Here is a 13,708-nt window from a genome sequence, read left to right on the forward strand (position 1 = left end):
TTTTACTGGTGGAAAATCTGGTCAATCCTCCATGCATAAGGCGCAGAGATTGGAACGGTTCCACCTACAATTTGATAATCGTGCCTACGGTCAAACAAATGAATACTTTTACTCGTCATGGCCCCTTGGTTTTCGTTAGTAATCACTACAGGGCTTTGTGATTGAACGGCTAGAGGTGCCGCTGCCATCGCATCAGGGAAGTTACGCCCGGTTACAAAATAGATCTTCCTGGCATCATCATTGCCAAAGGTCCGATGCATTTCATAATTCGTCTCATAACGGTTTTCTCCAGCTACCCTGAGAGGGCTCGCATCTGGCAGGTTATTCTCTACTTCCTTGGAGATAGGAACAGTGCCGCCTACAATATAATTTTTCGTTATTCCTTCTGTTTTCATATAGTCCATCACCGAGTTCGGAATCCGGTCCTGTCGCACATAAAGCACCGGATAGCCATTCATCGCACTGTACCCGGAAGCAGAAAGAGCATCAGGGAATTCTTGTCCAGAAACGACGAAAGCTTTGTTCGTATCAAAAGGGATCAACTGATTAACAGAAACAGCGGTTTGGTATCGATCTTCCCCGGAAATCCGATGTGTGTGGTACCCCTTAGATGACAGCGAAGGTTCCACCTCTTCTGAAAGAGCATTCGTCCCCCCGATCAGTAGCACATCCGTCGCACCCAACCTTTTCAGTTCTTTTAATATGGCAGGAGAGACTTCCTGCTTCAGTTCAAGCAGCACAGGACTGTTTAAATATGAAGCCAGCGGCGATGCAGCTAAGCTGTCAGGGAAATCCTTTGCGGTCGCCAGAATAGCAAACTTTCCTTTCACTTTCTTTCCATCAATGGAAAGTTCCTTTTCCTCTAAACCATTCCAACCTCTTTGAGAGACTTCGACAGAGGTTTCAACTGAAGTGGAACCTGATAACCTTTGGTATTGTTCCACATTTTGCAGTGTGTTGCCGGCATGGATGATTCCATCCCCTAAAACATAATCATCATTCAACTTTGTAGAGGAAGCTTGAATCAATCTCCCGACTTGTTCACCTGTTAAGAAGGGAGAGTCTTCCATCAACAAAGCTGCTAGTGAACTTACATGTCCCGTGGACATACTAGTTCCTTCCATAGCTTTGTAGCTATCTTGTTTATACGTACTCCAAATGTCATCACCTGGTGTGACCACATCGACATCTGATCCATAATTGGAGAAGGAGGACTTTGTTTGTTTCTCTATGTCATAACTACCAACAGCCACTACCCCTTCGAGTGCTGCTGGATATAAAGTCTGATTGCGGTTATCGTTCCCGGCAGCTGAAACGACGAGCACACCCTGCTCTTGAGCATATTGGATCGCATCTGCCAGCCCAAACTTATAGGAATAGGTACCGAGGCTTAAATTGATGACATCTGCTCCTTCTTCCACCGCATACATAATGCCATCAATCAGGTCCGACACATTCCCTTCATTCTGCTCCATGATTTTCACAGGGAGTATTTTCGCTTCCCCCTGGGAGACCGAAGCCACGCCTTCCTGATTATTCGTGATCGCACTGACCAACCCTGCGACATGGGTTCCATGTCCATATTGATCTTCCGGTGGCTGTTCGGGATCTACAAAATTCTTTCCTTCTAAGAGTTGCCCCTTCAAATCCGGGTGTTGCAACTGAACACCAGAATCAATGACCGCAACGACTGTATCTTCACTACGTTTTTCGTCATGGAATTCCTTCCAAGCAGCAGGAGCGTGAATCGCTTCAAGGGTACGTTCTTGTTTAACGTAAAAAGGGTCATCCGGCACCTGGCCTTGGGCGTAAACTTTCGTATCCATTTCTATGTATTCAATGTGAGGATCTTTCTTTAGAGCGTCCACTTTCTTTTGGACCTGACCCTTAGATGTCTGGATAACTTCTACCGGAAAAGAAGATGACTGAGAGGACGTAGTGACTTTGTCTTTATATTTCACGATGATATTCACCTGGTCAGCCTCTGCTTGTGCAGCTGTTGTGAAAGCAAAAAAAACAGATCCTAAAAGGATCAGCAGAATAGCTGGGTATTGATAAAGCTTCATGTTGTTTCTTCCCCTTTTTTATGGTCTTGATCTTCTACCTTGAATTTAACCGTTTGCTTAAATTTATTTTGATATGAGGATGCTGACTCCACCTCTAAGGTATAGGAGCCTGGTGGAGGTGAGGAGATCATAATCTTCTCTTTATAGGTTTCTCCAGGTTGGATCGTTTTCTCTGTAACTTCCTGGGTAAACATTTTGCCTTCTGAATACGTGTCTATCCGGTGCCCCTTCTGATCTTTCACATAGTATTCATATCGTTGGCCAGAACGGAAGGGTAGAGTGATCGGCTGTTCCGTTCCATTATGAATGGTGTACTCGAAACGGTTATCCCCTTTCCACTCCAAAGTAGCATAAGCCTCTTTCTTAGTATCCTGGGATACCGGGGTGCTGGAGCTGGTTGTTTCCGTTTGAGAACGCTGTTGAGGGTTCATATAGGAAGCATTTACCCACCAGATTGCCGCGCCGATTATGAGTATAAGTGACAAGAAACTCCATATTTTCGCCAAATCTTCCCCCCTCTCATTTTCTTACAGTTTACACTCAAATGAAAGATTTTTAAATATATGAAGTTACTTTTGTGACCATCTTCTCAGTGAGGGTCCTGTATGAATCATCAAGTTAATGGCGAGATCGATTTCTCGCCCCGCGCATAGAAAGTGTGGACGGTTCATTATAAATAAACAGTCGATCGTTTATAAATGTGAGTATCTGACATAATCTCAAACACTTATTCTATGAATCCCTGGATTGGTTTCCCTAAAAAAAAGATGGAAACCATTTGGAATTTTATGTATATTAGGGAATATACTCTATAGGCTTACCAATTCTAATAGAAGAGGGGACGAACAATGAAGAATTTAATGAAAGTAATTGTCACGCTGATCTTCTTCTCCATTCTGTCTGTTTCCCATAATCCTTCCTCCGTTTTTGCTCAACCTGCACCTGAAAAAATTGAGAGTTTCCAACATGAAGAAGAAAACATGAGAGCTCAATTCAAACCGAAAAAAGTGACATCCCAATCCGCCAAACCGATTCCTTTAGACCGGATCAATGATAGACAAGTTATGATTAAAAAAGTAGATACCGGGGTCACTCTCGACTTACATAAATACGAGATTGTAGACACCGATGTGTTAGAGAAGATAGCCCCTGATCGATGGATGACTGTCAGGATTCCTACTTCATTGGATTATCATAAAGAACTCTCCGCCATTCAACAGCTACCAGGAGTAGCTACCGCTTCGCCGGATCAAATCTATCAACATAGTTATGTGCCGAGTGATCCTTTATACAAGAGTCACCAACCGTACCTGAGTGAAATAGGAATGGAAAGGGCCTGGGAGATTACTAGAGGGGAAAGTCAGGTGAAAGTTGCCGTCATGGACTCCGGCATTAACCCTTCTCATGAGGATTTGACCAACCGTTTGACAGAAGGTTTTGACGGGGTCGCCTCAGGACCTGTCCGATCCGATGAAGTTGGTCACGGGACACACGTGACAGGAATCATCGCCGCGAATGCGAACTCAAAAGGAGTCATTGGTGTTTCTCCCAAGGTGACCATTGAGCCGATTAAAGTTGGTACAAATGACGGCTTATCTACGACGGCCATCATTCACGGTGTCCAATATGCGATGGACAAAAATGTCGATGTGATCAACATGAGTTTTGGTGGATATACACCCGATCCACTTCTTGGAGAAGTTCTTCTGCAGGCTCATCAAGCAGGAATTGTTCTGGTTGCTGCTTCAGGAAATGATGACATCTCCGCGTTTTCCTTTCCTGCCGGATACCCATGGGTAATTGCAGTAGGAGCAACAGATACAACCGGAAGTTCAACGACTGTGGCGTCCTTCAGCAATTATGGTCCACATATTGACCTGGCAGCTCCTGGAGTAGATATTGCGAGTACCGATCATTTTGGTGGTTACGGAATTGGTGACGGGACCTCCTTCTCAGCTCCGATTGTGAGTGGTATGGCATCCTTGATCAAAACAAAACATCCGGATTGGAGTCCCATACAAGTAGAATTTGCTCTACAAAATGGAGCGAAACAGATTTACAGTCAGGAATCCCACCCCTATGTCGGCTTTGGCCAAGTCGATGGCCACCAGTCACTCCAGACATCTCTTTCTGATATGGGCAGAGACACATCCACATGGTCGGTGGATGGTGCGAAGAAAATTAAGACCGGTACCTATAATGAGAAGTTCAACTTTCCAAATGACAATGATTTGTATTCCTTTACAATGACTGATCCAGGAGAACTTTCCATCTCCCTTTCTCATCCGGAGAAGCATATCGACTCTGTCATTCACGTGTTTCAAGAAATCGACGGTATAATCTATGACCTATACACGATCGACAGTCGTTACGAAGGTGAGCCGGAAACCTTCTCCTTTTACGCAGAGGAAGGAAACTATTATTTTGGTGTAAGTGATTATTATGCAAACTGGTCCAGAACAGCTTATACACTGGATGTGAAGCGGCAGTTCGATCAACCAGCAAGGATTTATGGGAAGAACCGTTATGAAACAGCCATTGAAATATCAAAAGAAGGGTTTGCCAACGGTGCCGATGCCATCGTTCTGGCCCAGGGCCATGACTTTCCTGATGCGCTCTCAGGAGCTCCACTCGCCTATGAGCTGAATGCTCCCGTTTTATTGACACGTTCGAATGACCTTATTGATGAAACGAAAGACGAAATAGACAGGCTGGGAGCAAAACAAGTTTACATCCTCGGTGGAACAGGGGCCGTTCATACAGATGTGGAAAGTGAATTAAAGCAGATGGGGATGCAAGTCACAAGGATCTCAGGAACAGACCGTTATCAAACCTCTGCTGAAATCGCCAAAGAGCTTCTCAAGCTACAAGGACGACCGTCATTCGAAAAAGCTTTCATTTCTTATGGTCAAAACTTCCCTGATGCCCTGGCTTCTGCTCCTTATGCAGCACAAAAAGGCTATCCAATTTTATTAACAAGAACGAAGGCTTTGCCAGAAGAAATCCGTCCGATTGCGGAGCGTGTGGATCAAGCTTTTGTTGTCGGGGGGCAAGGGGTGGTAAGTGAGGAAATTCTTAAAGACTTACCGAATGCCGTTCGTTTCTCTGGAAGCAACCGTTATGCGACAGCTGTTGACATTTTGGAAGGTCTTCAAATGAATACCGATGAAGTTTTTGTGGTCACCGGTCAGGCATTTGCAGATGCATTAACAGGGTCTGTCCTGGCAGCCAATCGTGAACAACCAATCCTCCTTGTACGAACAGATGAAATTCCTGAGGAAATGGCGAAATTCATTGATCAACATCAACCCCGATCCTACACCATCCTGGGTGGATTTGGCGCGGTAAATGAAGAAGTCGGTGCCCATTTAATGCAATTGACTTCAGACTAGATGTGGGTTGTGTGAACCAAATGAAAAGGCAGGGATAAGAAAAAAGGAGCCACCGCTACATATAGCGGTGGCTCCTTCCTTTTACAACAATTACTTCTCTTTGAGCTCTTTTTCTACGTCTTCGTTGACAGCTCCTGTACCGCCAAGGACGTGGAAGTTACGAAGTCCCATTTCCTCGATTACTTCTTTTGTAACATGAGGAAGTTGGTCTTCTTTCACAAGAAGCATGGATGCATCATGCTTCGCTGCAAGAACAGAACCTGCAAGCGCATCTGCAAAGTTTGTTCCAGTAGCAACAAAAGCATTCTCTTTACTTCCCATCAAATCTTTAGCAATAACAGCAGCTGTTTCATAGCGTGTTGCACCTTTATACCGTGTTGGTTCAGGTAGCATGGATTCTACTTTTTCAGAAATGGCATTCGTTCCACCGACAATAATGCTCTGATCAAATCCACCAAGGGCTGTCTTCGTAATGCCAGGCAACTTATCTGTCTGAGAAAGAAGAATCGGGTATCCTTCTTTAGCTGCATAAGAAGCTACAGCCAGGGCATCAGGGTAATTACGGCCATCAGCAACAATCACGTTATCAGGGTTGCCTCCAAGTCTTGCAGCAATACTTGCAGCGGTAGCATAACGGTTTTTCCCTGAAATACGCTCAACATCAAGGTCTAAACCTTCCAGCTGATATTTTACATAGTTGGAAATGGCACCCGTTCCACCTAAGACGATTGCTTTCGTAGCACCCAGGCGCTCAATCTCTTCTTTCACTCTGGAATCAAGTTTATTGGATTTCGTAAGAAGAATTGGTGCGTCTTGTTTATAAGCTAAAGGTGCACCAGCCAAGGCATCCGCAAACTGATCTCCTCTCGCGATGACAACCGTATCGGCTTGCTCCCAGCCTTCCTTGGAGATCTCAATAGCAGTCTCGTAACGATCCTGACCATAGATGCGTTCCACATCATTCGATTCTTCAGCGACTTGATCAATGATCCGTCCTTCAACTTCTGGAGAAACCGTCCCTTGTTCCTCTAAGTATTCATTGAAGACTTCATAATCAACGAAGAAAAGTTCTTTCATTTTTCCGTTTGCTTTCGCTTCAGCAAAAGTTTCGTAGCCATCTCCACCATCAGCGATGAAGGCGTTTGTTGCCACTGTATACGTACCGTTCATGTCAAGAGCCTTATACCCATCATCTGTTTTCGTCTGCACGTCGACAATGCGGTCACCTGCAGGCTGGTTACGATCAAACGTGTACTTCAAACCGGAAACCTGAGCGAAACGTCCACCCATGTTCTCTAAATCGCTCACTCCATTTTCAAGAGCTGCCTTAAGCTGCTCACCGGTTAATTCCAAAGTGACAAGCTGGTTACCAAAAGGCATCGTCGTCAAGACTTCACCCATAGTGATCTCGCCCTCATCGATGGATGCACGAATCCCTCCACCGTTTTGAATCGCAATGCTTGTTTCAGGTAGCACTTTTTTCGCTTTTGCAAGCATGGAATCTGTGATTAAGTTCCCAAGGTTGGTCTCGCCTTGACGTACGTCACTACGCTCTCCATTTAAAGCAACCGTCGTTTCTCCTACCACTTCGTTCTTAAGCTCTTCAAGAGGCTCTTGGAACTTTTCAAGTAATGCTTGCGCTTCTGCATTCGGCTCTACATCTGCTTCTTCAATATCGATCAGCTTTCCGTCCCATTCTTGAAGGACACCTTGATCATCGAAAGAAACTTGAAGGTCACCTAAGTATTCGTTATATTCTCCTGCTTGTACAACAAGGGTAGGTTCGTCACCTTCACCATCATTCAAAACCTCTGTTTCTTCTACTGTCGTATGACTATGAGCACCTACAACGACATCAATACCTTCGACTGATTCGGCAAGTGTACGATCGTAAGTGACACCGATATGAGTAAGAGCAACAATCTTGTTGACGCCTTCTCCTTCAAGCATCGTCACTGTATCTTCTGCTTTTTGCAAGTAATCTTGGAATTCAATGTCTTCTCCTGGGTTTGATAGAAAAGCAGTTTCTTCTGTCGTTAGTCCGAATACACCAACCTTCTCTCCATCCACGTCAATAATGGAAGCTGGATAGATGTTTCCGCCTTCACCCGGCTTACCAATTTCATCTTTGAACAGATCCTTCAGACTAACATCTTTGCTGTAGTCAATGTTCGCACTAACAATTGGAAATTCGGCTTCTTTAACAAAATCAGCAAGGGGCTCTGTGCCATCATCAAACTCGTGGTTACCTGGAACCATCGCATCATACTCCATCATGTTCATGAATTGTAGGTCGGCAAGACCTTTGAATTCATTGTAGAAAAGCGTACCTGAAAACACGTCACCCGCATCCAGTAATACGGAATTCTCACGCTCAGCACGAAGTTGTTCTACAAGGGAAACCTTCTTTGGCACGTTTTCCAAGTGAGCATGAGTGTCATTGCTGTGCATAATCGTCAAATCAAAATCTCCATCAGCTGCTTTGACTTCCCCGGAAGGGAAAGCCAACGTACCAAGAGCAATCGCCCCTGATGCAGCTACAGTTGCAAGTGGTTTTACTAGTTTCATTAAAAACATCCTTTCACAGTTTCAAAGTTTTTTTATTCGTCATCAAGCTCGTTCTTCACTTCATCACTTACGGCATTTGTGCCACCAAGAACATGGAAGTTTGTGTATTTCTGTTCTTGGATTAGAGCTTCCATTTCATCTGGGAGATCATCCGGCTTCACAAGAAGCATCGGCGCTTTCATTTTCGCTGCAAGTACAGATCCCGTTAAAGCATCCGCAAATTCCCGGCCTGTAGCGATGAAGGCAGAGTCTGTATCGCCAACCAATTTCGCCGCAATCTCTGCTGATGTCCCATAACGGTCCGATCCATGGTAGCGCGTTGGATTCGGTAGACCTTTCAGCACTTTTTCACTAATCGCATTCGTTCCGCCAAGAACAACCGTTTCTTCAATGTCAGACAAAGCCAGTTTCGTTTCTGATGGCAGTTTCTTCGACTTCGTCAATAAGACAGGATAGCCATTCTCTGCGGCATAAGAAGCACCTGATATAGCATCTGGATAATTTCTTCCATCCGCTACGATCGCCTTCTCTGGTGAACCGTCCAGGCGGGCAGCAATGTTGGCCGCTGTTTCATAGCGGTCACTTCCGGAGATCCGTTCAACAGACAACCCTTCTCCTTCTAACTGGTAACTCACATAATCGGAGATCGCTCCATCTCCACCCAAAATCACAGCATGCTTCGCACCTAGTCTCTCAATTTCAGCTTTCACCTTAGACAGAAGGGTGTTTGATTTCGTCAATAAAATCGGGGCATCCAGTTTATAAGCAAGTGGTGCTCCCGCCAAAGCATCCGGGAAAGAGTCTCCTCTCGCTATGACAACGGTGTCGGCCTGATCCCAGCCTTTCTTCGAAACTTCAATGGCTGTTTCGTAACGGTCGACTCCTGAGATCCGTTCAACATCTGTTCCGAATTCAATTTGAGCAAGCATTGGATCGTGGTCACTTGCGCGGCCATCCGCTTCTGAAAAGTCCGCATTGATATTGACACTATCAATCTTTGTTTGTTCCGCAAGAGAGTTGTTGACCAAAATATGATCGAGAACCTGAGAATTCCCCTGGTAGTTGTAGGAATACCGCTCCTCTAGAGGAAGTTCTTCCGTTAAATTCGTAAGAACATCTCCTTTTAAGGTTTGGATCGGGTCAGAGAATTCAAAGTCATTCAAATCACCCATGACAACGATGTTCGCATCTTCTACTTTTTCTTCGTATTCATCGACAAAATCATTGAGTACCTGGGCCTGCTTCAGACGCTGCACTTCACTTCCAAGCTCTCTCGGGTGGTTCGCCCCGAATAGCGAATCGTCCCCACCTTTGGAATTGAAGTGGTTGGTGACCAACATCACCTTTTGTCCATTGAATTCAAACTCTGCGACTAAGGCTTTACGAGAATCTTCAAAGGCTTCATTCATCGGATCGATCCGACCCGGGTTCAGGTTCAGTCCTTCTGAAGAAACTTCAACGCCTGTCGTCGCATCTCCACTTGGTTTATCAACGAGAGACACACGTTCCGGATTGTAAATGAATCCGACACGGATGTTTCCTCCCGGCTGGCCGCCATCTGTTTTATCCTGAGGGGCAATATCTGTATATTCGTACGTTGGGCCACCATTCGCTTCAATAGCATCAATTAACTTCTGATAAGACTGATCCGCCTCAACAGTTCCGTCGTCTGTCGGACCATTGTTATCCTGGACTTCAACCAACCCAACGATGTCCGGCTGCTTCAAGTTATTGACCATAGATTCTGCAATACGATTTACTTTGTCGTCAGAAGTTTCTGCTGAGAAGTTTTCCATGTTGTACGTGGCTACGTTCAACTTCGCTTCCTCAACAGCAAGGTCTGTCGTTTCCCTTTCTGTTCCACCATCAATGATGGCCGGGAAATCTCCAGTCGTACGAACCTTGAAATTGCTGTAGTCGTAGCTGACGATCCCAGTGACAGACCCATCCAGCTGATCTCCGACTTTGACGTTGACGTCATATCCATCCACATCCAACAGAACGCGCTCAGGGTTTGCATCTTCTTCAGTCAGTAACAAGCCGCCTGCATCTGTCAGCGCTTGTCCTTCGTTGGTATCTACGTAGACAGCCACTTCATCGTATTTTGGTGGAGATGAGACGTGTGCATCTTTCATTTCAATCCGCATACCTTCAAGGCTTTCATAAAAATCAAGCCCGTCTGTCTCAGGATCAAAGTTTTCCATTCCATCGTCTTCAATCGTCACTTTTGGCTGGATCCGGTCTTCACCAAGGACAGTCGTTGCCGGCAGGTCATTGCCTGACGATAGAATTGTAGAATCAGAAGCCGTAATTTGGGTGGTCAATAGATCATCCGCATCATCAAATCCATCTTCGCGCCATTCTTTGACAACACCATCTACAGAAACTTCATCTCCGATACTCACACCAGAGTTTTTGTCATAAACATAGATCCCCTCGGATGTTGCTACGTCGTTATCAGGGCTTGGTTCTTGAATGTAGTACCCATAAGAACCATCCAAAGCTGTAACAACTCCGGTGACCTTTTCTACATTCATCCCTTCATATGGAGAGGTATGGGAGGACCCTTGAATATCATGGATCTTCAATGAATCAACAGCCTTCAGCACATCATAGGAGAACGTATAGACTTCGCTCGTTTCTCCACCCTTTTTAATGACGACAGCTTTAATAGTCGTATCTTCGTTGATCGTAATCGGAGATTCATAGACTTGGCTCGCACTCGTTGGCTCTGATCCATCTATCGTATAATGAATGGAAGCATCAGGCTGAGCGGTGCTTAGCGTAACTTCGGAACCTTTAGCAAAGTTGCCGGATGCCGATGAGGCTGTGACTGAGAAAATCTTTTCAATGACATCGCTTTGTTCGCGAGGGATTAAACGATATTCACCAAAGCTGTAGGTCACGACACCACGGAATCGTTCATACGTCTTTCCTACTTGAACATCGACATTGCCTTCATTAGGAGAAATAAGGAATTTATTACCGCCGGACACAGCCGAATAATCTCCGCGGTCCGCTTCACCGGTAATTTCCACATCTGTCAGTTCAACGAACTCTCCTTCGATCGCTTCACCAGATCCCTTGCTGAAATCAGAGGCATCGACTTGAAGAGCATTTGGAACTCCCTTATTTTTTTCTGTGATCTCAATATCTTCCGTCTGGATTTGTTCAAGACCATAAAAAGACCCCAAGGAGCCCTCTGCTGTAAACTCATCACCAATCATGACATTTTGGGATGTCCGAACGACAATGCCGCCTGTATCGTCTTGTATGTATACGTTCGTTTTGTCACCAGCTACAAAGGCTGCGGTAGCGATCCCTTTTACTTTGACAACCGTACCTTCTTCGGAATTTCTAGCATCAGCAATACTGGAAAGTTCAACGGGATCCGCGGGTTTCTCTTCAGAGGCTTCGTCTGGGAATTGACCAAGGTAGGAAAATACATCGGTTCCCTGATTGACGTAAGATGCATTTGGATCAAAAGCGTCGTCAGGATTTGTATCTCCTGCAAGGGCATCAGCTTTTCTCGTCAGGGTCACGTCTTTGGCAAAGTCTGAACTGGTACCAATCTGACCAATCGAATCAATTACCTGCTCCCCTTTTTTCAGAACAAGGACGTCGTTCCCGTTGAAATTGACCACGCTGTCCCCTGTGCTTAAATCAGCAGCGTCAAGAATCGCCTGGTCCGCACTCTGGTTAGCAACGACAAAGGTCTCCCCATCAGCAAGTGTTCCTTCCAATGGCAGCGTATATGTAGGATTTGTATCCCCATTGTTGTACTGAACAAGAGAGTATTGAGATAAGTCTATAGGACTTCCTGTACCATTGAATAACTCAAGAGCTTTATTCCTGGAACTTCCTTCAATATACTCTGAGATGAGCATAGTCTCGGCAGATGTAGGCTCTGCTTTTACCGGAGAAGCGGGGACAGAGAACATCCCAAGAACCATTGAACCGACAACGACAGAGCTGACGCCACGTACGAAGTTTTTCTTTCTCAAAAGAGATAACCTCCCAATATTATTTATATTTCTACATAATTCCTCAACACCCTCCATTATATAGGAAATTTTGTCTCATTTGTGTTAATTGTGTAAATCTTTGCTAAATAAAAAGTAAACGCTTACAATTGTAGTTTAATAAATTCAGCCATGAAAAAGTATGGACCCCCATCCATTTTCCTTAAAAAAACCACGAAACCAATGCATGGATTTCGTGGTCCTCGTTCATTTTTCTCTATGAATAAAATGACCTACATATCTATTCACAGTAAGGCTGGCCAAATACAATATGAGAATAAGCGGAATATATCCATCAATGGCATAAATAAACCGGTCAACGATAAAGAAGAACAAGAGAAACCCAGCGGCAATAAGGGTATGGACCATCACGTGCTTCTTATAAGAAATCGCGGATATCACCCTCTTCCTGTGAACGCTGTGTTCTACTATTCCACAAAAATACCTGAGCTAAGCCACACCTTCTTTACCTGTTATAGGTGCGGTTATCTTGCAGAACGGTTTCAACAAGAATATCTGAAGCTTCTTCTAAAACCGTTCGATCAAAGGTCATATTGGGGTGATGGAGACCCGGCTGCAAATCGCATCCAACAGCTAGCATCGTCGCTTTGAGTTCAGGCTTTTTAATGGAATAATAATGAAAATCATCTCCACCTGTCGTTTGTATGACAGGCTTCACATGCTCCTTGCCTTTTATATTTTGAATGGCCTGTTCCATGAATTGTATACTTTCTTGGTTAAGGATGGCCGCCGGGACATCAGAGGTCACTTTCAATTGAATCTCTGAATCATGAAGATTCGAAAGACAGTCCACGACCGTTTCGATTTTTGAGTACAGTTGTGCCATCACTTCATTGGTCTGTGCACGTAAGTCGATAGAAAAAGTAGCGTTCCCTGGAATGATGTTTGTGCTACTTCCACCACTATGGAAAGAAGTCAGCTTCGCCGAGTAGGGAACCTTGGGGTCTAAATGAATCGCATTCACCATTTGTACCAGCTTTGACCCCAGCTCAATCGCATTCGTATTTAAATGCGGACGGGCTCCGTGGGCATCTTCTCCTTTAATTTCACCTTCAAGGAAGCGGACAGCACCATGCTGGATACCTGGTGCATACTCACCCGTCCGAAGCTCCTGAACCGGCCTGAGATGTAAACCATAGAGGGACTCCACAGCGTCTATGACTCCTTGATCAATCATCTTCAAAGCACCTTCAATTTTCTCTTCTGCCGGCTGAAAAATGAAGCGGACGCTCCCTTTGAAGTCCTCTCGTTCCTCTAACTTAAACAAAGTGTTCAAAACAATGGCCATATGGGCATCGTGACCGCAGGAATGATTGGCTTTGAATTCCCCTCCCACTTCCTGCCACAGGGCATCTATGTCTGCACGAACAGCTACTTGAGGTTCGCCTTGACCGAGATCCGCTACTAAGCCTGTGCAATCATCAAACCGTTGGACTCTCGCGCTCGTTCCCTCAAGCAAAGACGCGATATAATCCGTCGTCGCTGTTTCCTTCCAACTCACTTCTGGATGTTGATGAAGATGCTCAAAGATTTCCTGCACGTTCGGTCGATTCGTTTTCGCCATAGCTTTACTCCTTTAAAAACAGTGTATGGTCAATTCCTTTTGTTCCATCTTAATAAAAAATGAAACCAGAGCAAA

The 13,708-nt window shown here is 45.0% G+C and carries 6 protein-coding genes; 1 reads left to right on the forward strand and 5 read right to left on the reverse strand.

Translation table 11 applies throughout. The annotated features are described in order from the left end of the window. Window positions 1-2: 2 nt before the first annotated feature. Window positions 3-2,066 (reverse strand): S8 family serine peptidase, encoded by a 2,064-nt coding sequence (locus ACXACN_RS11550; RefSeq protein WP_474964574.1) that lies wholly within the window; start codon window positions 2,064-2,066, stop codon window positions 3-5. Then, window positions 2,063-2,572: a BsuPI-related putative proteinase inhibitor gene (locus ACXACN_RS11555; RefSeq protein ID WP_474964576.1), complete on the reverse strand. Its 510-nt coding sequence runs from the start codon at window positions 2,570-2,572 to the stop codon at window positions 2,063-2,065. The genes ACXACN_RS11550 and ACXACN_RS11555 overlap by 4 nt, the downstream gene beginning before the upstream one ends. A gap of 342 nt (window positions 2,573-2,914) precedes the next feature. On the opposite strand from ACXACN_RS11555, the gene ACXACN_RS11560 reads away from it, so the two are divergent. Further along, a complete protein-coding gene (locus tag ACXACN_RS11560) occupies window positions 2,915-5,458 on the forward strand; it encodes a cell wall-binding repeat-containing protein (RefSeq protein ID WP_474964578.1) in 2,544 nt (847 codons plus the stop codon). 90 nt (window positions 5,459-5,548) lie between these two features. Here the strand turns inward: ACXACN_RS11560 and ACXACN_RS11565 are convergent, their stop codons facing one another. The 3 genes from ACXACN_RS11565 to ACXACN_RS11575 all read right to left on the reverse strand — a co-directional run bounded on the left by ACXACN_RS11565 (window position 5,549) and on the right by ACXACN_RS11575 (window position 13,633). Beyond that, the gene (locus tag ACXACN_RS11565) at window positions 5,549-8,026 is read right to left on the reverse strand and encodes a cell wall-binding repeat-containing protein (protein ID WP_474964580.1); all 2,478 of its coding nucleotides are present in this window, start codon (window positions 8,024-8,026) and stop codon (window positions 5,549-5,551) included. 32 nt (window positions 8,027-8,058) lie between these two features. Then, on the reverse strand, window positions 8,059-12,030 hold the full coding sequence (locus ACXACN_RS11570; protein ID WP_474964582.1) for a cell wall-binding repeat-containing protein: 3,972 nt from the start codon (window positions 12,028-12,030) through the stop codon (window positions 8,059-8,061). Between the two features lie 484 nt (window positions 12,031-12,514). After that, entirely contained in the window at window positions 12,515-13,633 is a 1,119-nt protein-coding gene (locus ACXACN_RS11575) for a M20 peptidase aminoacylase family protein (protein WP_474964583.1), read from the reverse strand. Window positions 13,634-13,708 lie beyond the last annotated feature (75 nt).

Source organism: Halobacillus sp. AWM4_238 (genome assembly GCF_056158265.1).

Coding starts and splice junctions, on each gene's coding strand:
- ACXACN_RS11550 (WP_474964574.1), bottom strand. CDS start 2,066: ATGAAGCTTTATCAATACCCAGCTATTCTGCTGATCCTTTTAGGATCT.
- ACXACN_RS11560 (WP_474964578.1), top strand. CDS start 2,915: ATGAAGAATTTAATGAAAGTAATTGTCACGCTGATCTTCTTCTCCATT.
- ACXACN_RS11565 (WP_474964580.1), bottom strand. CDS start 8,026: ATGAAACTAGTAAAACCACTTGCAACTGTAGCTGCATCAGGGGCGATT.
- ACXACN_RS11575 (WP_474964583.1), bottom strand. CDS start 13,633: ATGGCGAAAACGAATCGACCGAACGTGCAGGAAATCTTTGAGCATCTT.